The sequence below is a fragment of the Pseudomonas sp. S4_EA_1b genome, from assembly GCF_016307435.1.
Classification (GTDB): Bacteria; Pseudomonadota; Gammaproteobacteria; order Pseudomonadales; family Pseudomonadaceae; genus Aquipseudomonas; species Aquipseudomonas rhodesiae.
Genome location: NZ_JAEILC010000107.1, coordinates 1 through 24,100, shown reverse-complemented (window position 1 = coordinate 24,100; position 24,100 = coordinate 1). Strand labels below are relative to the sequence as shown.

Here is a 24,100-nt window from a genome sequence, read left to right as displayed (position 1 = left end):
GCTCTTGGAAATACAAAAGTCGATGGGATGGGAACTATCCGGAATACAGCGAGGTGCAATGATGTTGCTCGAAGAGGTTTATAGAAATGCAAAAGTTGTGAGCTCTGGAAAATCTTTAACGACAGTGAATGAGTTTACTGATCAAATACCTGCGCTACGGCCTGCGGTTCTAATGGAAGTGGCTCATGGAATTATAAAGCTAATGGATTTAAGTGTCACAAAAATTGTAACGGAGGAAGATAAAGGTGCTGCATTGGCTACTGCTATCTCCTTGTTGACAGGCATTCCGTTGGCTATGGCAAGGTGGTATTCGTATAATCTTGGAGATGCTAATGAGCAAGTGGTTGATATTAGCTCTGAGTACTTTCAAGGAAAGATGTATCTCAATGGAATCAAAGCGGGCGATAGGGTAGCTATTATTGACGATACATTAAGTACTGGTGGGGCTGTAATTGCATTAGTAGAGGCTGTAAGGGCCTGCGGGGCGGAGCTGGTTGATGCTCTATGTGCTGTTGAAAAAGTTGGGAATCATGGCTTTGATAATGTTCATAGAAGTACGGGCGTCTCTGTAAAGACGCTTATGAAGATATCCGTTCATGAGAAGGGTGTGAGTATAATTAGGGAGGATTTTTAAATTGCTTGGTGGTGTAAATTATGCTGGGTAAAGGTTTTTTATTTGGGCTTTTATTTTGTCTGATTAGTGCGGCGTTCGATGTGTATGTTGCTTTTGTGACACAAGCTGTTAGTACGATTTTAGTCGTTTTTTATTGTTTTATTGTATCGACAGCTTTTTTTGTTGTATGCGCGCTTTGGAGTAACTCGAGATCATTTTTTACGAAAGTGCGCGAGCAGTGGGGAATGGTCGTTGTTATTAATCTTGCTGTGCTGTTCAATTGGGGTGGTTTGTTTTATGCCCTGCGGTATCTTGAGCCAGCAGTGGTGGGAGTGGCAGCTGTAGCCTGCGGCCCAGCGCTAACTTTACTTATCTCTTTCTTTGACAGGCGCAGCGCTAGGGTTGCTTTCGCAGATGCACTTGTGTCCTGCCTGGTGCTAATTTCGGTCGGAATCATGCTTTTCAATTCCTTTTCCGGGAATAGTGGAATCGCTACGACAACATCGGCGCAACGGTTGTTGGGCATAGCCAGTGTGGTGCTGTGCGCGCTCGGAACGGTCATATACACAGTTTTTTCAAAGCAAATGTTTGCTCGGCACTGGTCTATTTTTGAAATTCTTGCCGTTAGGAATATCGCGATGGTTGGTTTTTGCGTTCTCGTTGTTTCAATAATAGGGGGGAGTATTACATTGGATAGAGAACTTTTAATTCCCATGATAATTCTAGTGGGGGTGGGTCATTTACTACCGATATACCTGATCCAGAAAACTATCTATTATCTCACCCCCATCCATGTGTCGCTTGTGCTATTGACTCTCCCGGTATTTGTTCTTTTGCTTCAGTACTTTGATGCTCGTATAGAGTTTTCCGTTGCCAGTGTCTTGGCCGTAAGTATCATCGTTTTTTTGCTTTTGGGGCGGACCTTATATGAATTGAGGAGAGAGAGACTATGATCAGAATCGCCGTCGTTGATGGGTTCTCATCCGGGAAATTTGTCGTGAAGCGATTGAAAGAGGAAGGGTGTGTGTTGATGCACGTGGCCTCCTCGGGCAGTCTGGACAGTTATTATTACAGAGGTTTTGATCCAACACTGTATGACCAAACGATCACAAATACCCATATTGAGGTAACGCTCGCCAGCGTTGAGCATTTCGCGCCCCAGTTCATCATCGCCGGTGCCGAAACCGGTGTGCTGCTCGCCGATCAGTTGAACGAGCGCCTTCAGTTACCGTATCGCAATGACTTCGACAACACCCATGCCCGTCGAAACAAGTTCGCCATGATCGAAACGGTCGCCCAGGCGCAACTGCCCGTAGCACGACAGTGCGTGGCCGGCAGTTGGGCCCTTGCACATGCTTGGATCAACGCCCACGGGCGTTTTCCTGTGGTGGTCAAGCCGCTCGACAGCGCGGGGGCAGATGGGGTGTTTATCTGCGAGGATTTGCCGGCCTGCGAGGCGGCGGTGCAAACGCTGCTGGGCACGGTGAACCGGTTGAACGGCCGCAATACGCAGGTGTTGATTCAGGAGTATCTGGCCGGCCTGGAGTATGTGGTGAACATGGTTTCCGTCGATGGCCAGCAACTGGTCACCGAGGTGGTGCGCTATCAAAAACAGCGCGCTCCGAGAGGCGGCATTCTTTATGACATCGATGAACTGATCGGGCCAGACTCGCCACTCTACTTGCCGTTGGTGGAATACACCCGCGCCGTGGTGCAGTGCCTTGGCATCCGCAACGGCCCTAGCCACGCGGAAGTCATGTTCACCGACGAAGGGCCGAAACTGGTGGAAATCGCCGCGCGTACCGATGGCATTCTTCGTCCTGGCGTATCCCGTCAGACCACCGGGCTGGGGCAGATCGAGGCGGTGGTGTTGTCCATCACCGAACCCGAGGCATTCGCGCAGTTGCTGGCCAGGGACTTCGATTATCAGCGCCTGCAGCGTACTTACAATGTGTGCCTGATCAATCGCACTGAAGGCTACTTCCACAAGGCGCGGTTTGTGGAGGAACTGCTCAAGCTGGCGTCATTCTTTGAGGCGGTGTTCTACGTTGAGGAGGGACAACCCCTGAGCGCGACGCAAGATGTATTCAGCCAGCCAGGTACGGTGTACCTGGTACATGCTGATCCAGCAGTGATCGCTGCGGATTATCAGCGGATCCGATTGCTTGAGGCCCAAGGTATCTACCTCACCTCACACTGATACGTTGCTTTGAGTCTCTGTGCACCCTCTATACTGTCCCGCGACAATTTCCCAGGTGCTGCCAGCCGCTCAATACGGCTGGAGATATACGCAGAGGCTGTTTCAATGGCAGGCAGGTTGATCTATCTCATCGGCCCATCGGGTTCGGGCAAGGACAGCCTGTTGGAGGCCGCGCGTGCGCGTCTGGCCGAGCGCGGTTGCCGCATTGTGCGTCGCGTGATTACCCGCTCGGCGGAAGCGGTGGGCGAGGCGGCGCAGGGTGTGAGCCCCGAACAGTTCGCCGTAATGGAGGCGCAAGGGGCGTTTGCGCTGAGCTGGCAGGCCAATGGATTGTGTTATGGCATTCCAAAGGTGATCGACGACTGGCTGGCGGCGGGCGAGGACGTGCTGGTCAATGGTTCGCGCGCGCACCTGGCGCTGACCCGCGAGCGCTATCCAACGTTGCTGGTGTTATTGCTGACCGTGGATCAGGCGGTGTTACGCGAACGTCTGGTGGCGCGGGGGCGGGAAACACTGGCGGATATTGAAAAGCGCCTGGCGCGTAATGCCCGGTTCACGGCGCAGATGCTGGCCGGTGACGGCGCGGGGCTTTTGCTGCTGGATAACTCCGGCCCGCTGCAACATACCGTGGAGCGTTTGCTGTGTTGCCTGGAGCAAGGGCATTCAGCCTGTGCATGAACGCCGGCAGGGCATCGGTAGTTTGAGCGGATGTATCCCGGCTAATGGGCAACGGGCGTAGTTCAAGGGCTGTTGGTGCAATGGATGCAAAGCTTTCTTCAGTCATCGGGCGCCCTTGGCCAGCGCATCTTAATCTGGGTCAGCCGCTGCGCGTCAGGCCGCAGCCCGTGCCGGGGCCTGACGTGACGCACTGAGAAACCGAAGCAGCGCCACCAGTGGAAACGCGCTGCCCACCAGCATCACCGCCAGCCACCCGCCGTGTTCGTACACGCTGCTGGCAATCGCCGAGCCGAAGGCGCCGCCGATAAAGATGCTGGTCATATACAGCGCGTTCAGGCGGCTGCGGCTGTTGGCGTCCAGCGCGTAAATGGCCCGCTGGCCGAGGACCATGTTCATCTGCACGCAGAAGTCCAAAACCACACCGGTGACCGCCAGGCCGATCACGCTGTACAGCGGATGCACCAAGGCCGGCAGGAAGCTCAGCGCTGCGAACAGCATTGCCAGCAACGATGCGCGATGGGTGTGACCGGCATCGGCCAGGCGCCCGGCGATGGGCGCGGCGATGGCGCCGATGGCGCCGACCAGCGCGAAAATCGCGATCTGGGTCTGGCTCAAGCCATGGTTGCGCACCAACTCCAGCGGGGCCGCGGTCCAGAACAAACTGAAGGTGGCGAACAGGCAACCCTGGTAAAAGGCGCGTTGGCGCAACAGCGGTTGTTCACGCAACAAGGTGCCCAGCGAGCGCAGCAGTTGGCCATAGCTGGCGCTGTGATCGGGTTGGCGTTTGGGGATGGTCAGAATCAGCACCACGCTGATAAACACCATCAACGCCGCTGCGGCCATAAACATTGCGCGCCAGCCAAAGTGATCGGCGACCACACTGGACACCGGCCGCGCCAACAAAATGCCCAACAGCAGCCCGCCCATGATGCTGCCGACCACCCGACCACGGGATTCAGCGGGCGCCAGGTGCGCGGCCAGGGGAATCAGGATCTGCACCGACACCGAGCTGAAGCCGATCAACAGCGACACCAGCAAGAACAGGTTCGGTTGCTCGGTAACCGCCGCGCCCAGCAGGCTGGCAATGGCCACCACAGTGGTGGCGATCATCAATTTGCGGTTTTCCAGCAAGTCTCCCAGGGGCACCAAAAAGAACAGGCCCAAGGCGTAGCCGATTTGCGTAAGGGACACAATCAGGCTGGCCATGGCGGGGGTAAGGCCAATATCCGGCGCGATCAGTTCGATGATCGGCTGCGCATAGTAGATATTGGCGACGATGGCGCCGCAGCAAAACGCAAACAGCATCACCATGCCTCGGGTCATGGTGCTCGTTGGGTGTGGGGTAGCGTTCATGGTGTTCTCATAAAAGCGAAGGAAGATGGCCTCCGAGGGTAAATGCAAGGCTCAGCGACGAGTAGGCCGCTTGGAATGATAGTACTTATGTCGGCTGATGATACATTCAGAAACATCTACCCAGCCCCGCGCGCAAAACCAATGTGGTAGGGGGCTACACAAGTCTCAAAGGCTGAAATAACTCTGCGGGAGTGGGTTTGCTATGGTGATGGGGGCAAGCCCGCTCACCACAGCAAGCCCCCTCCCACAGTTTTAGTGCGTTTGTTTAGTTATTGACCGGAGTAGATCTGGTCAAAAATGCCGCCGTCATTGAAGTGGGTTTTCTGTACCGTGCGCCAGTCACCGAAGGTTTTTTCCACCGACAGGAAATCGACTTTGGGGAAGCGGTCGGTGTACTTGGCCAGCACCGCCGGATCACGTGGGCGCAGGTAGTTGTTCGCGGCGATTTCCTGGCCTTGCGGCGACCACAGGTACTTCAGATAGTCCTCGGCGGCGGCGCGGGTGCCTTTTTTCTCGACCACTTTGTCCACCACCGACACCGGCGGCTCGGCTTCGGCGGATACGCTTGGGTAGATCACTTCGAACTGATCGCGGCCGAATTCGCGGGCGATCATTTCCGCTTCGTTTTCAAAGGTCACCAGCACATCGCCGATCTGGTTGGTCATGAACGTGGTGGTGGCGGCGCGGCCGCCGGTGTCCAGCACGGGAGCTTGTTTGAACAGCTTGCCCACAAAGCTCTTGGCTTTCTCTTCGTTCCCGCCGTTCTTGAGTACATAGCCCCAGGCCGACAGGTAGGTGTAGCGGCCGTTGCCCGAGGTTTTCGGGTTGGGCACGATCACCTGCACGCCGTCCTTGAGCAGGTCGGGCCAATCTTTCAGGGCTTTGGGGTTGCCTTTGCGCACGATAAACACCGTGGCCGAGGTGAACGGCGCGCTGTTGTTCGGCAAGCGCGTGACCCAGTTGTCCGGCACCAGTTTGCCGTTGTCGGCCAGGGCATTGATGTCGGTGGCCATGTTCATGGTGATCACGTCAGCCGGTAGGCCGTCGATCACCGAGCGTGCCTGTTTGCTTGAACCGCCAAAGGACATCTGCAAGGTCAGCTTGTCGTCTGGGTGCTCGGCGTCCCAGTGTTTCTGGAACGCCGCGTTGTAGTCCTTGTAGAAATCGCGCATCACATCGTAGGACACGTTAAGCAGCGTAACGGGGGCGGCTTGCACTGCACTCGCCAGGGCAATTCCGGCGGCCAGGAGGGAGGCGCTAAGGAGTTTTTTCACTGCTCATTCCTTGTTGTTCGAGAAGAGGGGACAGGCACAATGCCAGCGACTATAGCCGGGGCCGCATAGTCGCTTAAAGATTAAAAAGAACTTTACTTATTCCACTTTCTTAAACAGATTGCTGCCACAGCGCGAACAGAATGCCGCATTGGGTTCGTGGGTGTTTTTCTGGCACACCGGGCAGTCGGTCTGCAGCTGTTCGCCGCGCATGGCACTGGCCAGTTCGGCGGTGAAAATCCCGGTGGGCACGGCGATGATTGAGTAACCGGTGATCATCACCAGCGACGAAATCACCTGACCCAGTGGGGTCTTGGGCACGATATCGCCAAAGCCGACAGTGGTCAGGGTCACGATGGCCCAGTAGATGCCCTTGGGAATGCTGGTAAACCCATGTTCTGGGCCTTCGATCACATACATCAGGGTGCCGAACACGGTCACCAGGGTGCACACGCTGACCAGGAACACCACGATCTTCTGCTTGCTGCCGCGCAGCGCCGACATCAGGTAATTGGCTTGCTTGAGGTAGGGACTGAGCTTGAGCACACGGAATATCCGCAACATACGGATGATGCGGATGATCAGCAGGTACTGCGCATCGCTGTAATACAAAGCAAGGATGCCAGGCACGATGGCCAGCAAATCCACCAACCCATAAAAGCTGAACGCATAGCGCAACGGCTTGGGCGAGCAGTACAGGCGCAAGCCGTACTCGATGGCGAAGATCAGGGTGAAGCCCCATTCGATATAGGCCAGCACGTCGGCGTAGTTCTGGTGCACTTGGTCGATGCTGTCGAGCATCACGATCACCAGGCTGGCCAGAATGATCAGCAGCAAGATCCCGTCAAACCGCCGCCCCGCCACGGTGTCGCTTTGGAAAACCATGACGTAGAGACGCTGACGCCAATCGTTGTTGCTGTCCATAAATCCTGCCCGAGTCGATTTTCGAGCAAGCCTAGGGGGATTCGAAGGGGCTGTCCATGCGCGGTTTCCGAAGCATCCTGCGGCTGGCGAGCACCAGCCAGCACGCGAGGATAAACGGCGCGGTCAGTACCGGCAGGTGCAGGGCGGCGAAGCCTGGCGTCAGCAGGATCGCCAGCAGGATACCGGCCAGGGGCAGCCAGGCCCGACGACTGATCTGGCTCAACGCCAGGGCTGCCAGCGCTGGGTTGTAGCTGTGCAGGCCGAGCAGGGCGTGTGTGGTTTCACCCAACCCCAGGGCGAACAATGCGCCGCTGCCGGCACCGATGAACGCCCACAACACGGCGCGCCGATTGGCCAGCCACAGGCCCAATGCAATCAGGCCGCCGGCCAATGGCTGATCCAGCAACATGACCTGGGCCAGGCCGGTGAAAGGCGCGCTGAACAGGCCGAAGGCGTCGGCGCTGAGCGTGGCCGCCTCGCCGGGCGTCGCGCGGCCCAGCAGCAGCCAACCTAGACCGACAAAAGGCGCGGTGTAGGCCGGCAAGTCATCGGTTTGGCTGGCGTGTTTCAACCATTGCCGCGTGAGCATAGCGCTGACGCCGCCGCTCGCCAGGATCAATGGCGGCAGCAACGCCGACCACGGCAAGTGCTGGCTGATCAACAACCCCAGCAGCACGCCGTTGTAGCTATACAAACCGGCCTGGCGCTCGGCTTTGGGATAGCCGCGGCGCTGGGCCGTGAGCAAACCGGCGACGCCACCGAGTAACGCACCGCCGAACAACGCCGGGGCACTGATCAGGATCGCCAGCAGGCAGAGCAGGCCGCACAGAGGATGGCGTTGCAGGAAAATCTGGCTGAAGCCGTTGAGCAACGCTTCGGCCCAGTCGGGGCAGGTTGGGTTGTGCATGGTGGGTATTCAGTTGGGCTGGGGTGAAACCCATTGGGGGCAAGCCTCCTCCCACACTTGATTGGGTTCACAAAGTCATAGCTGTGAATGCAGTCCAATGTGGGAGGGGGCTTGCCCCCGATGGGGCCGCTACAGACGCTAGATCAACACCTCTATGCGCAGCGAGTTGGTCGACCCCGGCTGCCCGAACGGCACCCCGGCAGTAATCACCAACGTATCCCCACGCTCTGCCATACCCTGGGCCTGGGCAATCTCCAGCGCCGTCGAACACACCTCATCGACCTGACGCAGCCGATCGTTGACCACCGAATGCACGCCCCATGCCACGCTCAAGCGCCGCGCGGTGGACAGGTTCGGCGTCAGGTTGAGGATCGGCGCCACCGGTCGTTCCCGCGCCGCGCGCAGGGTGGAGCTGCCGGACTCGCTGTAGTTCACCAGCACCGCCACCGGCAGGATGTTGCTGATGCGGCGGATCGCGCAGCTGATGGCGCCCGATACCGTGGCTTCCGCTTTGGGCCGGTTGACCTCCAGTTGCGTCTGGTAGTCCGGGCCGTTTTCCACTTGGCGGATGATCTTGCTCATCATCTGCACGGCTTCCAACGGGTAGTCGCCCGACGCGGTTTCCGCCGACAGCATCACCGCATCCGCGCCTTCGGCCACGGCGTTGGCCACATCGGTGACTTCGGCGCGGGTCGGCGCCGGGGAGAAACGCATGGATTCGAGCATCTGCGTGGCCACCACCACCGGTTTGCCCAACTCGCGGCAGATGCGAATGATGGTTTTCTGGATCTGCGGCACGCTCTCGGCCGGCACCTCCACCCCCAAGTCACCCCGGGCCACCATGATCGCATCGCTCAGATGGGCGATTTCCCGCAGGTGCTGCACGGCCGAGGGCTTCTCGATCTTGGCCATCAAGAACGCCCGATCACCGATCAGCTCGCGGGCCTCACGGATATCTTCCGGGCGCTGCACGAACGACAGCGCCACCCAGTCCACACCCAGCTCCAGGCCGAAGCTCAGGTCGCGGCGATCCTTGGCGGTGAGGGGGCTCAGTTCCAACAGCGCTTGTGGGACGTTCACACCTTTGCGGTCGGACAATTCGCCGCCGTTCAGCACCGTGGTGTCGATGGCATCCTTGTGTTTGCTGACCACCCGCAGGCGCAGTTTGCCGTCGTCGAGCAGCAGGTCCATGCCCGGTTCCAGGGCCGCGATAATTTCCGGGTGGGGCAGGTTGACCCGGCGCTCATTCCCCGGGGTTTCATCCAAGTCCAGGCGCAGCGCCTGGCCGCGCACCAGTTGCACGCAGCCGTCGGCAAAACGCCCGACCCGCAGCTTCGGCCCTTGCAGGTCCATGAGGATGCCCAACGGATAGTTGAGCTGGCGCTCCACCTGACGGATCCACTGGTAGCGCTGGGCGTGATCGGCATGCTCGCCGTGGCTGAAGTTGAGGCGGAAGATATTCACTCCGGCCTCCACCAGCTCGCGGATGTCATCGATACCGTCGATGGCCGGGCCCAGGGTGGCGAGGATTTTGACCTTTTTGTCAGGCGTCATGGTGGGCAGTCTCAAGGATCAGGATGGCGCGGAAGTCGTTGACGTTGGTGCGCGTGGGCTCGGTGACGATCAACCCGTCGAGGGCGGCGAAATAGCCGTAGCCGTTGTTGTTATCCAACTCGTCGCTGGCCGACAGGCCGAGGGCTTCGGCGCGCGCGTAACTGCACGGGGTCATGATCGCGCCGGCGTTGTCTTCGGAGCCGTCGATGCCGTCGGTGTCACCGGCCAGCGCGTACACGCCGGGCAGGCCCTTGAGGCTATCGGTGAGGCTCAGCAGGAACTCTGCGTTGCGCCCGCCACGGCCGTCGCCGCGTACGGTCACTGTGGTTTCGCCGCCGGACAGGATCACGCACGGCGCCGCCAGCGGCTGGCCTTGCTGCACGATCTGCCGGGCGATACCGGCATGCACCTTGGCCACGTCCCGCGCTTCGCCTTCCAGATCGCCGAGGATCAGCGGGCTGAAACCGGCCTGGCGCACTTTCACCGCCACCGCTTCAAGGGATTGCTGCGGGCGGGCGATCAATTGGAAATGGCTGCGGGCAAGCACCGGGTCGCCGGGCTTGACGGTTTCCGACGCCGGGTTCTGCAACCAGCTGCGCACCGAGGCGGGCGCGTCGATGCGGTAGCGCTTGAGGATCGCCAGCGCCTGTTGCGACGTGCTCGGGTCGCCGACGGTGGGGCCGGAGGCGATCACCGTGGCCTGGTCGCCCGGCACATCGGAAATCGCGTAGGTGTACACCGTGGCCGGCCACGCGGCCTTGGCCAGACGCCCGCCCTTGATCGCCGAGAGGTGCTTGCGCACGCAGTTCATCTCGCCGATGGTCGCGCCGGACTTGAGCAGGGCTTTGTTGATGGCCTGTTTGTCGGCCAGGCTGATGCCTTCGGCGGGCAGAGCCAGCAAGGCTGAGCCGCCGCCGGAGAGCAGGAAGATCACACGATCGTTTTCGCTGAGGTTGCTGATCAACGCCAGCACGCGCTGGGCTACCGCCAGGCCGGCGGCATCGGGCACCGGGTGCGCGGCTTCGACCACTTCGATTTTCTTGCAAGGAGCCCCGTGGCCATAGCGGGTGACCACCAGGCCGGTGACTTCGCCTTGCCAGCAGTTTTCGACCACGAGCGCCATGGCGGCGGCCGCCTTGCCGGCACCGATCACGATCACGCGGCCGCTACGGTCGGCGGGCAGATAGGGTTCAAGGACTTGCCGGGGGTGGGCGGCGTCGATGGCTGTGGCAAACAGCTCGCGAAGCAGGTGTTGCGGATCGACCGACATAAGCGGGCTCCCGGATATTTTTGTTATTAGACGTGCAGCTATTTCAGCCTTGGCCTAGGAATAGGCCCTACTTTGGAATAGGCCCTACTTTGAAATGGGGCCTACTTTGAAATGGAGCCACCTGTGGGAGGGGGCTTGCCCCCGATAGCGGTCTATCAGCTACAGAAGACATGCTATCGGGAGCAAGCCCCCTCTCACATTTGATCAAGGCATTACTGATCGCGAATCGAGAAATTCGCCATATGCTCCAAGCCCTTGATCAGCGCCGAATGGTCCCAATTCCCGCCCCCCAGCGCATTACAGGTGCTGAACACCTGCTGAGTACCGGCAGTGTTCGGCAGGTTGATCCCCAGTTCTTTGGCACCGGCCAGGGCCAGGTTCAAATCCTTCTGGTGCAGGTTGATGCGGAAGCCCGGATCGAAGGTGCCCTTGATCATGCGTTCGCCGTGTACTTCGAGGATTTTCGACGAGGCAAAACCGCCCATCAGCGCTTCGCGCACCTTGGCTGGGTCGGCCCCGTTTTTGGCGGCGAACAGCAACGCTTCGGCCACCGCCTGGATGTTCAGCGCCACAATGATCTGATTGGCGACCTTGGCGGTCTGGCCATCGCCATTACCGCCCACCAACGTGATGTTTTTGCCCATGGCTTGGAACAGCGGCAGGGCGCGCTCAAAGGTCTGTGGCTCGCCACCGATCATGATGCTCAAAGTACCGGCCTTGGCGCCGACTTCACCGCCGGACACCGGCGCATCGAGGTACTGCGCGCCGTGCTCGTTGATCTTGGCGGCAAAGGACTTGGTGGCGGTGGGCGAGATCGAACTCATGTCGATCACCACCTTGTTCGGCGACAGCCCGGCGGCCACGCCGTCGGTACGGAACAGCACGTCCTCGACCTGCGGAGTGTCCGGCACCATGACAATGATGAACTCGGCCTCCTGAGCCACTTGCTGCGGGCTGGCCAGCGCCACGGCGCCTGCGTCGATCAGTGCTTGCGGGGCCTTGCCGTGGTGCTCGGAGAGGAACAGTTGATGACCTGCTTTTTGCAGGTTGGCGGCCATGGGTTGGCCCATGATGCCGGTGCCGATAAAGCCGATTTTAGCCATGATGAAATCCTCTTGTTATGTGGGAGGGGGCTTGCCCCCGATGACGGTGTGCCAGGCAAAACAGTGTTGACTGAGCTGCCGCTATCGGGTGCAAGCCTCCGCCCACAGGGTTTTGAGCCAGCCAAGACCCGCTTCGGTGGTGGTCAACGGCTTGTATTCACAACCGACCCAACCCGTGTATCCGATCCGGTCCAGGTGCTCGAACAGGAAGCGATAGTTGATCTCCCCGGTCCCCGGCTCGTTGCGCCCAGGGTTGTCCGCCAGTTGGATGTGATTGATCTCACCCAGGTGCGCGGCCATGGTGCGGGCCAGGTCACCTTCCATGATTTGCATGTGGTAGATGTCGTATTGCAGGAACAGATTGTCACTGCCCACCCGCTCGCGGATCGCTAGGGCCTGAGCGGTGTTGTTCAGGTAGAAGCCCGGGATGTCGCGGGTGTTGATCGCTTCCATCACCAGTTTGATGCCCGCCGCTTTCAGTTTGTCGGCGGCGTACTTGAGGTTGGCGACGAAGGTGTCTTCCAGCTGTTGGTCGTCGACACCGGCGGGGCGAATACCGGCCAGGCAGTTGATTTGCGTATTGCCCAGCACCTGGGCATAGGCGATGGCCAACGTGACCCCGGCGCGGAATTCCTCGACCCGGTCCGGATGGCACGCCAGGCCGCGCTCGCCGTTGGCCCAGTCACCGGCCGGCAGGTTGAACAACACTTGAGTAAGGCCATGGGCGTCGAGTTGCGCCTTGATCTCGGCAGAGCTGAACTCGTAAGGGAACAGGTACTCCACCCCCTGGAAGCCGGCATCGGCGGCCGCTTTGAAGCGAGCGAGAAAGTCCTGTTCGGTGAACAGCATGGACAGGTTGGCGGCAAAGCGCGGCATAGGGTTCTCCTTAATCGAGCAGGGAAATGGCAGTCGGCGCATCGTTGCCGACCAGGGCCAGGTCTTCGAATTCGTTGACGGCGTTGATCTCGGTGCCCATGGAAATATTGGTCACCCGCTCCAGAATAATCTCAACGATCACCGGCACCTTGAATTCTTCGATCATGGCCTCGGCCTGGCGCAAGGCCGGCGCGATCTGGCTGGGTTCGAACACGCGCAGGGCCTTGCAACCCAGGCCTTCGGCGACGGCCACGTGGTCCACGCCATAGCCATTGAGTTCCGGGGCGTTGAGGTTGTCGAAAGACAGCTGCACGCAGTAGTCCATTTCAAAACCACGCTGGGCCTGGCGAATCAGACCCAGGTAGGAATTGTTCACCACCACATGGATGTACGGCAGTTTGAACTGCGCGCCCACCGCCAGTTCTTCGATCATGAACTGGAAGTCGTAGTCGCCGGACAGCGCCACTACTTTGCGGCTCGGGTCGGCCTTGACCACCCCCAGCGCAGCCGGAATCGTCCAGCCCAGCGGGCCGGCCTGGCCGCAATTGATCCAATGGCGCGGCTTGTAGACGTGCAGGAACTGCGCGCCGGCAATCTGCGACAGGCCGATGGTGCTGACGTAGCAGGTGTCTTTGCCGAACACCTGGTTCATCTCTTCGTACACCCGTTGCGGCTTGACCGGCACCGCATCGAAGTGAGTCTTGCGCTGCAGGGTGGCCTTGCGTTGCTGGCAATCATGCAGCCAGGCGCTGCGGTCCTTGAGCTTGCCGGCGGCTTTCCATTCGCGGGCCACTTCAATGAACATCGTCAGGGCAGAGCCGGCGTCGGACACGATGCCCAGGTCCGGTGTGAAAACGCGGCCAATCTGCGTCGGCTCGATGTCCACGTGGATGAATTTACGGCCTTCGGTATACACCTCGACCGAGCCTGTGTGGCGGTTAGCCCAGCGGTTACCGATGCCCAGCACCACGTCGGACTTGAGCATGGTCGCGTTGCCGTAACGGTGCGAGGTTTGCAGACCCACCATGCCCACCATCAGCGGGTGATCGTCGGGGATCGTGCCCCAACCCATCAGGGTCGGGATCACCGGAATGCCGGTCAGTTCGGCGAACTCCACCAGCAGCTCGCTGGCGTCGGCGTTGATCACGCCGCCGCCGCTGACTAACAGCGGGCGTTCCGCCTGGTCGAGCAGGGCCAGGGCTTTCTCCACCTGTACGCGAGTGGCCAGCGGCTTGGCCAGCGGCAGTGGCTGATAAGCGTCAATGTCGAACTCGATCTCAGCCATTTGCACGTCGAACGGCAGGTCGATCAATACTGGGCCGGGGCGGCCGGAGCGCATTTCATAAAAAGCTTTCTGGAACGCGTAGGGCACCTGGCCGGGTTCGAGCACGGTGGTCGCCCATTTGGTCACCGGCTTGACGATGCTGGTGATGTCCACGGCCTGAAAATCTTCCTTGTGCATGCGGGCACGGGGCGCTTGGCCGGTGATGCACAGGATCGGGATCGAGTCGGCCGAGGCGCTGTAGAGGCCGGTGACCATGTCGGTGCCCGCCGGGCCCGACGTGCCGATGCACACACCGATATTGCCGGCCTTGGTGCGGGTGTAACCCTCGGCCATGTGCGAGGCGCCTTCAACGTGGCGAGCAAGGACGTGATCGATGCCGCCCACTTTCTGCAAAGCCGAATACAGCGGGTTGATCGCGGCGCCGGGGATACCGAAGGCAGTGTCCACACCTTCACGGCGCATCACCAGGACGGCGGCTTCGATTGCTCTCATTTTGCTCATGATTTTGGTGCCTCTTGCGTTTTGTAATTGTATACAAGTGGTGTCTGTCCAAAGTGTATTCACGGCGAGCTGTGCAGGTCAACGCATTTTATTCGTGACCGATCATGCTCGGCGGAACGCCTTTTTTCGACGTGTGGTGGGTATGTTGGAAAATATTGTATACAAAAAAGTAGGTCATTGTGTTCTATTTGTGCGATCGAGCTTCTGATCAATCAGACCTCCATCGCTTTCCCAATAACAAAAGAAGGACGGCACCATGAGCGCTTTAACCTTGAAAACCGCCACTCAACTCGCCAGCCAGGCCCTTACAGCGGGCCGTATGATTGGCGCCGCGCCCCTGACCATCGCAGTGCTCGACAGCGGCGGCCATTTGATCACCCTGCAACGCGAAGACGGCGCCAGCCTGCTGCGCCCGCAGATCGCCATCGGCAAGGCTTGGGGCGCGATTGCGCTGGGCAAGGGTTCGCGCCTGCTGGCGCTGGACGCGCAACAACGTCCGGCGTTTATCGCTGCGCTGAACAGCCTGGGGCAGGGCAGCGTGGTGCCGGCGCCGGGTGGCGTGTTGATTCGCGGTCAGGACGGTGGGGTGCTGGGAGCGATCGGGATTAGTGGGGATACGTCGGATATTGACGAGCAGTGTGCGATCACGGCGATCGAGGGGGTGGGGTTAATGGCGGATGCGGGGGTGTCGGCTTGAACAGTGGGTGACTTTTAGGGCCTCATCGGGGGCAAGCCCCCGATGGGCACCGGCTCTGCGGTGTATCAGTCCGGCTCACAGCCCTTGAGCACCAACCGGATAATGGTCTGCGCCGCCGCTTCATAATCGGCCTCATCCAGCTTGGCTTTTCCGGTCACCGCGGAAATCTGCCAGTCGAAATCGGCATAGGTCTGCGTCGCGGCCCAGATGCTGAACATCAGGTGGTTGGGGTCGATTGCCGCGATCAATCCGCGATCCACCCAGCTCTGGATGCAGTCGATATTGTGCTTGGCCTGGGCGTTGAGCTGCTCGACCTGTTCGGCGCTCAGGTGCGGGGCGCCGTGCATGATTTCACTGGCGAACACCTTGGAGGCGAAGGGCAGGTCGCGGGAGATGCGTATTTTCGAGCGGATGTAATTGCTCAGCACCACCGCCGGCTCACCCTCAGGGTTGAACGGCGTGGACGCAGCCAGGATCGGCTCGATAATGCTTTCGAGCACCTCGCGGTAGAGGTTGTCCTTGGATTTGAAGTAGTAGTAGACGTTGGGCTTGGGCAGCCCGGCCTTGGCGGCGATGTCGCTGGTTTTGGTCGCGGCGAAGCCCTTGTCGGCAAACTCCTCGCTGGCCGCCCGCAGGATTTTTTCTTTGTTGCGCTCGCGAATGGTGCTCATAAACCAGGGTTTTCCTTGCCAGTGCAGGCGGTCGGGCATGGTAGCACCGGCTATCCGCGAGCCTCAACAATGTGTCCGCAATGCCCTGCGCCGCGCTATGCTCGCGTCATCTTTTCTCTTACGGAAGTGCGTTTCATGGCAGGAAGCAGTTTGCTGGTGTTGATCGACGATATCGCCACGGTACTCGACGATGTCGCTCTGATGACAAAGATGGCCGCGAAGAAAACCGCCGGCGTGCTCGGCGACGATCTGGCGCTCAATGCCCAGCAGGTGTCCGGTGTGCGCGCCGAGCGGGAAATACCGGTGGTGTGGGCGGTGGCCAAGGGCTCGTTTATCAACAAATTGATCCTGGTGCCCACCGCGCTGTTGATCAGCGCCTTCGTCCCCTGGGCGGTCACCCCTTTGTTGATGCTGGGCGGTGCTTTTCTGTGTTTCGAGGGCTTCGAGAAACTGGCGCATAAATTTCTGCACAGCAAGGCCGAAGACCAGGCCGAGCACGAACAACTGACGAAGGCCGTTGCAGACCCGGCCACCGACCTGGTGGCCTTTGAAAAGGACAAGATCAAAGGCGCGGTGCGTACCGACTTCATTCTTTCGGCCGAGATCATTGCGATCACCCTGGGCACCGTGGCCGCTGCGCCATTGATGCAGCAGGTGGTCGTGCTGTCGGGCATTGCGATTGTCATGACCATCGGCGTCTATGGGCTGGTGGCGGGCATCGTCAAGCTGGACGACCTGGGCCTTTGGCTGAGCCAGAAACCCGGCCAGATGGCCCGCAGCGTCGGTGGCGCCATCCTGCGCGCGGCGCCGTACATGATGAAGAGCCTGTCGGTGATCGGCACGGCGGCGATGTTCATGGTGGGCGGCGGCATCCTGACCCATGGCGTGCCGGTGGTGCATCACTGGATCGAGACGGTCAGCCAGAGCACGGGCGCCGTGGCGTGGTTGATGCCGACTCTGCTTAATGCGGTGGCGGGGATTATTGCCGGGGCGATTGTGCTGGCGCTGGTGTCGACCGCAAGCAAGCTGTGGCGAGTCGTGAAGGCATGAGTTCAGCGCCCACCACACGCTTGCTGCAGAGTCAGGTTATTTCAACGCTGCGTAACCCTTTACGCTGAATGCCTTGAATAGCTGCGCTTCGGAACCTGCCGAAACACTGCCGAATTGGCCAAACCCCTGCAGGTGTTGATCGTGCTGTTGCGAAGCGTCCTGCCGTTTGAGTCCTTCGCGGCCGTCGACGTAGTTAACCACTTCGGCCAGGTTATAGGCGGCATTCGCGCGTGATTCGGGGTTGGTGTTGGCGGAGCTCCAATCGCCAGTCTGTTGCTTGAGCTGGTTGAGAAAATCGCTTGAGAAAGATCCGTCTCGTTTGAGCACATCTTTCAGAATCGGGTTGTCTTTGAAAATCTCTTGCGCGCTGCGGTTATCGCCGGCTGGCCGGCCATAAGCCCCTCGTGGGGTGCCCACGTCAATGTGGGCTGCTGGCTCAGGGGCGGTTGCCGGTGCGAAGGAGGGGGTTGGCGCGAAGGTGTTGAGGGCGTTAACGGATAACGTCATAGGGAATGTCCACTGCAAAGTTCAAGGTTGGTAATAGAGCCTCGGCCGGATAGTTGTCAGGCCTGTCTGGTCGTGATACCGGACTTTGCGTGGCGAATCGGTAAGAAAGGTTCCAAACCATGTCATTTCAGCCACGGTCGGACACAAAAAAAGGCCATTCAATCGAATGGCCTTTTTGTGCGCGTCACTTACTCGGCAATCTGCAACTTGCGCGATTCGGTGTAGATGTAGCGCACCTTTTCATACTCAAACGGCGAATTCATCTGACCGTAGCGGAAGCTGGTCTGGTAGCGCTTGTCCACCGCGCGCAGGGCCCAGATTTCCGGGTGGTTGGAGCTGACTTCGGAGACGTTGAGGAAGTTGATCTGCGACTCGGCGGTGTAATCCACCAGCAAGCCAGCGGTGTCGCGCAGGTTCGACGGGCCGAAGATCGGCAGTACCACGTATGCGCCGCCAGGCACGCCATAGAAACCCAGGGTCTGGCCGAAGTCTTCGCTCTGGCGCGGCAGGCCCATGGCGGTAGCCGGGTCCCACAGCCCAGCGATGCCGACGGTGGTGTTGAGCAGCAGACGCCCGGTGGTTTCCAGGGAACGGTGGCCCTTGAGTTGCAGCAGGCTGTTCAACAGGTTGGGTACGTCGCCCAAGTTGTTGAAGAAATTACTCACGCCGGTGCGCAGGAAACTGGGGGTCACGTAGGTGTAACCGTTGACCACGGGCAGGAACACCCATTGGTCGAAACGGTAGTTGAAGTGGTACACGCGACGGTTCCATGACTCCAGCGGGTCATACACATTGAGGGCGGTGAGCGAGGAGCGCTCGAACTCGCGCTGGTCCAGGCCGGGGTTGAATTTAAGCTTGGTCAGCGGTTGCTTGAAGCCGTCATCACCCAGCTGCGTCGGCTCGTGAGCCTTGCTGTTGTCGGCATTGGCCACGCCCGCGCACATCAGGGCAGCGAGCAGCAGAAGATATTTAGCCACGGAAGAACTCCAGCATGGCGTCGGCGTTGACGCGGTAATTGAGGTTGCCGCAGTGGCCGCCCAGGGGGTAGACGGTCAAGCGATCGCCGAAGGTTTTACGCAGGAAGCCCAGGTCGCCCGGGCCCAGGATCACGTCGTCGGCGTTGTGCATGACGGCGATTTTCGGGCTGGCGTGCAGGTAGTCCTTGAGCGCGTACAGGCTGACCTGGTCGACCAGTTGCAACAGGCTGCCGCCGTCGGAGCGGGCGCGCCACATTGGAATTACTTGTTCGGTGAGGTAGCAATCGAAGTCGCATTGCAGCGCGCGCTTGAGGAACGGCGTCAGGCTGGTGCCTTCGGTGATCGGGTATTTCGGCGGGATGATCAGGCCGCGACGGTTGATCAGGTCCGAAGTGAAGGCGATATCGGCCGCCGAGAAGCGGAACGAGGTGCCGATCAGCATGGCCATCTGTTCGTTGGTCAGGTGCTGCTTGGACTGCTGGAAGTCGTAGAGCAGGGCGTCATTGAGGTCGATATAGCCCTTTTGCTGGAAGTAGCGGGTCAACTTGTTCAACACCAGTTCATAGAAGGTGGTGGTGTTGTTGATGCCCTTGACCTCGGTCTGGACCAATTTGTCGAGGTTGGTGATCGAGGTGTAGAGGTTCACCGGCGGGTTGAGCAGCAGCACTTTCTTGAAATTGAAGCTGCGACGGGTCTCGTCCAGTTTGCTCACGAACGCCGCATCCAGAGCGCCGAGGCTGTAGCCGGTGAGGTAGAAGTCGGTGACCGGCAACGAGGCGTTCTGGGCGCGTACGGCTTGCATTACGCGGTACATGTCCTCGGCGTCTTCCTGGCTGATGCCGGGGGTGGCGAAGCGCGATGCCGAGGCGATGAAGTCGAAGCTGGTGGGCGACGACAGTTGCACCACATGGTAGCCGGCCTGGTAGTACAGCTTTTTTAGGTACTCGTTGAGGCTGCTGTCATAGCGCGCGCCGGTGCCGGCGATCAGGAAGATCAACGGCGCGGCGCGGTCTTGCTTGGCGATACGGTACGTGAGTTTCTTCACCGCCCAGAAATTGTCCGGCAGGCTGAACTCGCGCTCCGGGCGCATATTCAGGGTGTAGTCGGACTGGTTGATTTCGTCGTCGGTCGGCAGCTTAGGCCGAAGGTCTGGCGGGGTCGTGGCGATGGTCGCTTCGAACGGGTTGGTCAAAGGGTAGCCATAGCTGGCTTGGTCGATATCGACGGCCAGTGCTGACGCACTCAAAAAAAGGCTGCCCAGTAAGGCAGCACAGCGCAAGGAACGGAGCATGACTTAATCCCTAAGAGGAAACGTGCTGAATGAAGTTCGCAGGCTATGACCACCGCCGTACCACCGAAGTGCCAGCACTCGGTGCGAAAAGTCGTAAAAAACCGTCGGATTCGGGGTAATAGTAGCCAGACGATACACTTTGCCAGCCCCTGCTGAACACTAATTGTGTGTATGCACCTTGCTAACGGCCGTTGGCGCATTAAGCTGAGCGCCGTTTTTGCCTTTCGGAGTGCTCCATGTCCCGTCGTTTGCCATTGATTCTGCTGCTTATTGCCTTGCCACTTTGGCTGGCTGCCAGCTATGCCGTGCGTTATGGCTTTATGGAGGACGGCCGGTGGGTCGGCATTTGCGTCGACGAGGCCAGTCGCTGGGAATGCCAGCTGCGCTCGAACCTGGGCTTGATCATCCATTTCAAAGTGCTGGGCTGGGCGGCGCTGGTGACCTCGGTGCTCGCATTTTTTGTAGCGGGCCGCACTGGGTGGGGCCTCGCGGTAGCGGGGCTGGTGTTCGGGCTGCCGGCGCTGGCGTTGTACAACACAACCTTTGCGGTGTTTGCGGTGGTGATTGCGGGGTTGCGGTTGGTCAGACAGCCTCGGGGCGTTTGATCGGGTCAATCGGGGGCAAGCCCTCTCCCACATTCGCCGGTATTCACAATTGGAAATGTGTAAACCCAATCAAGTGTGGGAGGGGGCTCGCCCCCGATGGCAGTATTAAGCCCTGCGCACCCGCAAGCACCGCCACAACGCGACCACCATCAACCCGCTGACCACTGCCCAACCCCACGCCTGTTGGTTCAGCAAGCCTTCACGGAATAGCTGCGGCGCAATGCCGGCGCCGATGATGAAGGTCAGCAGCGCAATCTCCCGCCGTGGGCCGGTTACCGGGCGTGCCAGGTACACCAGCGCCGGCAATACCAGTGCGGCGCTGGGGAAACTGCGATAGCGCGGATCGAACACCAGCGCCAGCATCATGACCGCGCCCGCGAAGCCGGCGAATGCCACCAACCAGCCCGCGCGTTGTTCCAACCAATTGAACATGCGCCCGCGCCACCCTTCGCGAGCGCTCAGGGCCAGCGCGGCATGGGCCAACACCAGCAGGTTCAGTGCCAGCAGCAGCCCAGCCCACACCCACTCATCGTTGAAGCGCGCAGTCAGGCGGGTCAGCTCGGCCCAGGTGCCGATCGAGCATGCCGCGATAGCGCCCAGTAAAGGCAGGGCCAGCGCGGCACGGGGGCTGCGAACGCGACCGCCGAGCACCAACGTGCCCAGCAGGATCACGCCGCCGACGCCCAGCCACAACGGCCAGTACGGCACATTGCTCACTGGGCCGGCGAGGATGCCTTTGTCCTGACGATCGGCATCAAACAGGCCCCAATAACCACCCACGGCGCCTTCGCTGGCGCGCTTCCACGGCTGGTCAAAGGCTTCAATCAGGTTGTAGTGCCAGCCGTTGGCCTCGGCCATTGCGACGAAGCCGCGCATGAACTTGGCTTCGTTGACCCGGCTCGGCACCGCCGTCTCGCGCTGGCGGCCTTCGCTGGGCCAGCCGGTTTCGCCGATCAGCACGTCTTTGGGCGCGAACTTGTTGCCGAAGGTCTGTCGTACATCGCCCACATGTTTGAGCGCCTGGTCGATGCCGGACGGATCGTCTTCCCAGTAGGGCAGCAGGTGAATGGTCAGAAAATCCACCGCTGGGGCGATTTCCGGGTGTTGCAGCCAGAATTCCCAGACGTCGGCGTAGGTGACCGGTTGCTGGATCTGGCTTTTGACTTTCTGGATCAGCTTCACCAGTTGCCCGGCGGTGACTTCCTTGCGCAGCAGCGCCTCGTTGCCGACGATCACAGCGCTGACCACATCCGGGTTGGCGTTGGCCGCGGCGATCAACAGATCGACTTCCTTTTCGGTGGCTACCGGGTCGGCGCTGACCCACGCGCCGATCATCAGCTTCAAACCGTGCTTGCGCGCAAGGGCCGGCAAGCCTTCCAGGCCGGTCATGGAGTAGGTGCGGATGCATTCGAAGCGGGTAGCCAGCAAGGCCAGGTCGGCGTCCATGCGCGCCGGGCGCAGCGTGAACGGCTGGTCGAAGGGGGATTGGTCTTTGTCGAAAGGCGTGTAGGACGCACATTGCAGCTTGTGGCTGGCGCTGGCGACGTCCGGCAGCACCACCGGTCGGCCGAGGCCGTACCAGTAGCCGACAAGGGCCAGCAGGCCAAGGATCAGGGCGAATACATAGGGCAGGGCAGGGAAGCGGGCAGTCGCGGTCATGGTCGGCTTATCTGGAAAGCAAAGGCGCGCATCTTACCCGCAATTGTGTGGCTCAAGGGTGGTTGCACGATTTTGACATGCAAAGTTCGGGCGGGTTTTTGAACGCTCGTTCAGCTAAGCGCCCTGCTGGCTATGTGATGTCGTTTCCTGCTTGTAAGAGGTCGCTGACAGAGCAGGTCGAAGGCCGGCGCAGGCCGATGATCCAAGGGTCAGCACTCCACTGATGTCGCAGCCGCTGGATCGATGCGCGTGAAAGGGGCGCGGTGCACTACACAACAACAGGTTGACGTCGCTCGGCATCCGCCGAGCGCAGCACTTTCGGGGAAGTACGATGAAGATGCGACGACTCTTGGGCGCAGCTGCCACTTTGGTAGTTGCGATGAGCTCTACACTGGCCAGCGCCGACAGCAAAACCCTGAGCATCGGTTACGTGGACGGTTGGTCCGACAGCGTAGCCACCACCCATGTGGCGGCCGAGGTGATCAAGGAAAAGCTCGGGTATGACGTGAAACTGCAGGCGGTTGCCACCGGGATCATGTGGCAGGGCGTAGCAACCGGCAAGCTCGATGCCATGCTCTCGGCGTGGTTGCCCGTGACTCACGGTGAATACTGGGCCAAGAACAAAGACAAGGTTGTCGACTACGGTCCTAACTTCAAGGATGCCAAGATTGGCTTGATCGTGCCGGAGTACGTCAAGGCCAAGTCCATCGAAGACCTCAAGACTGACACCACCTTCAAGAACAAAATCGTCGGTATCGACGCCGGTTCGGGCGTAATGCTCAAGACCGACGAAGCCATCAAGCAGTACGGCCTCGATTACAAGCTGCAAGCCAGCTCGGGTGCGGCGATGATTGCCGAGCTGACCCGTGCCGAAGACAAACAGGAATCCATCGCCGTCACCGGTTGGGTGCCGCACTGGATGTTCGCCAAGTGGAAACTGCGCTTCCTCGAAGATCCAAAAGGCGTTTATGGCGCTGCTGAGACCGTCAACAGCATCGGCAGCAAAGGCCTGGAAGCCAAGGCGCCGGAAGTTGCGGCCTTCCTGAAAAAATTCCAGTGGGCCTCCAAGGACGAAATCGGCGAAGTCATGCTCGCTATCCAAGAGGGCGCCAAGCCTGACGCCGCAGCCAAGGATTGGGTTGCCAAACACCCTGAGCGCGTAGCCGAGTGGACCGGTAAATAACCCCCGAGATCCTGTTACAACCCCTGTGGGAGGGGGCTTGCCCCCGATAGCGGAGTGTCAGTTNNCAAGCCCCCTCCCACATTAATTTCTGTTTCCTGCAAATCTTCATTCGCGTCGTCAATCCCTCGCTACACTCGATCTACTACTAAGGTCGTCTGGAACCTGTGCCACAGCCGCATACAGTGGCTACGTTCCAATAATAAAAAAGCTGTGCTGCGAGGATAAAAACAATGAACGACAGCATTTACCTATCGATTCAAAACAGCCCGCGCTTCAAGGAGCTGGTGAGAAAAAGGGAGCGGTTTGCCTGGATTCTCTCGGCCATCATGCTAGGGCTCTACTCCGGTTTCATCCTATTGATCGCCTACGGGCCACAAGTGCTGGGGGCCAAGCTCAGCCCTGGTTCGTCGATTACCTGGGGCATCCCCCTGGGCGTCGGGTTGATCGTCTCCGCGTTCGTCTTGACCGGCATTTATGTGCGTCGGGCCAATGGCGAATTTGACGATTTGAACAATGCGATTCTCAAGGAGGCTGCGCAATGATCCGTCGTCTACTGGCAGTATTCGGCGCTTCGCTTTTTGCTCCCGCCCTGTGGGCGGCCGACGCATTGACCGGTGAAGTGCACAAGCAACCGCTGAACGTCTCGGCCATCGTGATGTTTGTCGTCTTCGTCGGTGCAACCCTTTGCATCACTTACTGGGCCTCCAAGCGCAATAAATCGGCGGCCGACTACTACGCGGCGGGCGGCAAGATCACCGGTTTCCAGAACGGTCTGGCAATTGCTGGCGACTATATGTCGGCGGCCTCGTTCCTGGGGATTTCCGCGCTGGTGTTTACGTCCGGCTACGACGGGCTGATCTACTCGATCGGCTTTCTGGTGGGCTGGCCGATCATTCTGTTCCTGATCGCCGAGCGCCTGCGTAAC

24 protein-coding genes are annotated in these 24,100 nt (G+C 59.7%); 10 read left to right on the top strand and 14 right to left on the bottom strand.

Features of this window, described 5'->3' with window-relative positions:
* The 4 genes from YA0848_RS28695 to phnN form a co-directional block, all read left to right on the top strand.
* Window positions 1-634: phosphoribosyltransferase family protein (locus YA0848_RS28695; protein ID WP_232925204.1), on the top strand; the 634-nt coding region annotated here is incomplete at its 5' end.
* Between the two features lie 20 nt (window positions 635-654).
* Entirely contained in the window at window positions 655-1,566 is a 912-nt protein-coding gene (locus YA0848_RS28690) for a DMT family transporter (RefSeq protein ID WP_034112689.1), read from the top strand.
* The gene (locus tag YA0848_RS28685; protein ID WP_099313110.1) at window positions 1,563-2,813 is read left to right on the top strand and encodes an ATP-grasp domain-containing protein; all 1,251 of its coding nucleotides are present in this window, start codon (window positions 1,563-1,565) and stop codon (window positions 2,811-2,813) included. The genes YA0848_RS28690 and YA0848_RS28685 overlap by 4 nt, the downstream gene beginning before the upstream one ends.
* A 105-nt stretch (window positions 2,814-2,918) precedes the next feature.
* Complete coding sequence (gene phnN / locus YA0848_RS28680; protein ID WP_169903258.1) at window positions 2,919-3,491, top strand: phosphonate metabolism protein/1,5-bisphosphokinase (PRPP-forming) PhnN; 573 nt, start codon at window positions 2,919-2,921, stop codon at window positions 3,489-3,491.
* Window positions 3,492-3,644: 153 nt separating this feature from the next.
* Here the strand turns inward: phnN and YA0848_RS28675 are convergent, their stop codons facing one another.
* The 9 genes from YA0848_RS28675 to gcl form a co-directional block, all read right to left on the bottom strand.
* On the bottom strand, window positions 3,645-4,844 hold the full coding sequence (locus tag YA0848_RS28675) for an MFS transporter (protein ID WP_169903257.1): 1,200 nt from the start codon (window positions 4,842-4,844) through the stop codon (window positions 3,645-3,647).
* A 269-nt stretch (window positions 4,845-5,113) separates the two neighbouring features.
* Window positions 5,114-6,118 (bottom strand): sulfate ABC transporter substrate-binding protein, encoded by a 1,005-nt coding sequence (locus tag YA0848_RS28670; RefSeq protein ID WP_034096644.1) that lies wholly within the window; start codon window positions 6,116-6,118, stop codon window positions 5,114-5,116.
* A 96-nt stretch (window positions 6,119-6,214) separates the two neighbouring features.
* Window positions 6,215-7,039: an ion transporter gene (locus tag YA0848_RS28665; RefSeq protein ID WP_034096645.1), complete on the bottom strand. Its 825-nt coding sequence runs from the start codon at window positions 7,037-7,039 to the stop codon at window positions 6,215-6,217.
* A 31-nt stretch (window positions 7,040-7,070) separates the two neighbouring features.
* Window positions 7,071-7,946, bottom strand: coding sequence for an urea transporter (locus tag YA0848_RS28660; protein WP_169868339.1), 876 nt, complete (start codon window positions 7,944-7,946; stop codon window positions 7,071-7,073).
* Between the two features lie 138 nt (window positions 7,947-8,084).
* Window positions 8,085-9,500: a pyruvate kinase gene (gene pyk, locus YA0848_RS28655; RefSeq protein ID WP_184316110.1), complete on the bottom strand. Its 1,416-nt coding sequence runs from the start codon at window positions 9,498-9,500 to the stop codon at window positions 8,085-8,087.
* Window positions 9,490-10,770 (bottom strand): glycerate kinase type-2 family protein, encoded by a 1,281-nt coding sequence (locus tag YA0848_RS28650; RefSeq protein WP_099313114.1) that lies wholly within the window; start codon window positions 10,768-10,770, stop codon window positions 9,490-9,492. The genes pyk and YA0848_RS28650 overlap by 11 nt, the downstream gene beginning before the upstream one ends.
* Window positions 10,771-10,982: 212 nt before the next feature.
* Window positions 10,983-11,873, bottom strand: a complete 891-nt coding sequence (locus YA0848_RS28645; protein ID WP_034096649.1) for a 2-hydroxy-3-oxopropionate reductase — start codon at window positions 11,871-11,873, stop codon at window positions 10,983-10,985.
* Window positions 11,874-11,954: 81 nt separating this feature from the next.
* Window positions 11,955-12,749: a hydroxypyruvate isomerase gene (gene hyi / locus YA0848_RS28640; protein ID WP_047882246.1), complete on the bottom strand. Its 795-nt coding sequence runs from the start codon at window positions 12,747-12,749 to the stop codon at window positions 11,955-11,957.
* A 10-nt stretch (window positions 12,750-12,759) separates the two neighbouring features.
* Window positions 12,760-14,535 (bottom strand): glyoxylate carboligase, encoded by a 1,776-nt coding sequence (gene gcl, locus YA0848_RS28635; protein WP_034096651.1) that lies wholly within the window; start codon window positions 14,533-14,535, stop codon window positions 12,760-12,762.
* A gap of 256 nt (window positions 14,536-14,791) precedes the next feature.
* Here gcl and YA0848_RS28630 point away from each other — a divergent pair, with 256 nt between their 5' ends.
* The gene (locus YA0848_RS28630) at window positions 14,792-15,232 is read left to right on the top strand and encodes a GlcG/HbpS family heme-binding protein (RefSeq protein WP_034096652.1); all 441 of its coding nucleotides are present in this window, start codon (window positions 14,792-14,794) and stop codon (window positions 15,230-15,232) included.
* Window positions 15,233-15,297: 65 nt separating this feature from the next.
* Here the strand turns inward: YA0848_RS28630 and YA0848_RS28625 are convergent, their stop codons facing one another.
* A complete protein-coding gene (locus YA0848_RS28625; RefSeq protein WP_040266283.1) occupies window positions 15,298-15,903 on the bottom strand; it encodes a TetR/AcrR family transcriptional regulator in 606 nt (201 codons plus the stop codon).
* 135 nt (window positions 15,904-16,038) lie between these two features.
* On the opposite strand from YA0848_RS28625, the gene YA0848_RS28620 reads away from it, so the two are divergent.
* Entirely contained in the window at window positions 16,039-16,953 is a 915-nt protein-coding gene (locus YA0848_RS28620) for a DUF808 domain-containing protein (RefSeq protein ID WP_034112708.1), read from the top strand.
* 36 nt (window positions 16,954-16,989) lie between these two features.
* On the opposite strand, the gene YA0848_RS28615 is transcribed toward YA0848_RS28620, so the two are convergent.
* The 3 genes from YA0848_RS28615 to YA0848_RS28605 form a co-directional block, all read right to left on the bottom strand.
* Window positions 16,990-17,460 carry a hypothetical protein gene (locus YA0848_RS28615; protein WP_052229543.1) on the bottom strand — a complete coding sequence of 157 codons (471 nt, stop codon included), beginning with the start codon at window positions 17,458-17,460 and terminating at the stop codon, window positions 16,990-16,992.
* Between the two features lie 188 nt (window positions 17,461-17,648).
* Window positions 17,649-18,437 (bottom strand): MlaA family lipoprotein, encoded by a 789-nt coding sequence (locus tag YA0848_RS28610; protein WP_034096655.1) that lies wholly within the window; start codon window positions 18,435-18,437, stop codon window positions 17,649-17,651.
* Window positions 18,430-19,728, bottom strand: a complete 1,299-nt coding sequence (locus tag YA0848_RS28605; protein ID WP_034096656.1) for a serine/threonine protein kinase — start codon at window positions 19,726-19,728, stop codon at window positions 18,430-18,432. The genes YA0848_RS28610 and YA0848_RS28605 overlap by 8 nt, the downstream gene beginning before the upstream one ends.
* 236 nt (window positions 19,729-19,964) lie before the next feature.
* Between YA0848_RS28605 and YA0848_RS28600 the strand changes: the two genes are divergently transcribed.
* Window positions 19,965-20,333, top strand: coding sequence for a hypothetical protein (locus YA0848_RS28600; protein ID WP_169903255.1), 369 nt, complete (start codon window positions 19,965-19,967; stop codon window positions 20,331-20,333).
* Between the two features lie 105 nt (window positions 20,334-20,438).
* On the opposite strand, the gene YA0848_RS28595 is transcribed toward YA0848_RS28600, so the two are convergent.
* Window positions 20,439-21,992 (bottom strand): glycoside hydrolase family 17 protein, encoded by a 1,554-nt coding sequence (locus YA0848_RS28595; protein ID WP_169868334.1) that lies wholly within the window; start codon window positions 21,990-21,992, stop codon window positions 20,439-20,441.
* Between the two features lie 331 nt (window positions 21,993-22,323).
* Between YA0848_RS28595 and YA0848_RS28590 the strand changes: the two genes are divergently transcribed.
* The 3 genes from YA0848_RS28590 to YA0848_RS28580 form a co-directional block, all read left to right on the top strand.
* Window positions 22,324-23,175 (top strand): glycine betaine ABC transporter substrate-binding protein, encoded by an 852-nt coding sequence (locus YA0848_RS28590; RefSeq protein WP_034096659.1) that lies wholly within the window; start codon window positions 22,324-22,326, stop codon window positions 23,173-23,175.
* A 230-nt stretch (window positions 23,176-23,405) separates the two neighbouring features.
* Window positions 23,406-23,717, top strand: a complete 312-nt coding sequence (locus tag YA0848_RS28585; RefSeq protein ID WP_034096660.1) for a DUF485 domain-containing protein — start codon at window positions 23,406-23,408, stop codon at window positions 23,715-23,717.
* The coding region (locus YA0848_RS28580; RefSeq protein ID WP_442967231.1) for a sodium:solute symporter family transporter at window positions 23,714-24,100 on the top strand (387 nt) is incomplete at its 3' end. The genes YA0848_RS28585 and YA0848_RS28580, both read left to right, overlap by 4 nt.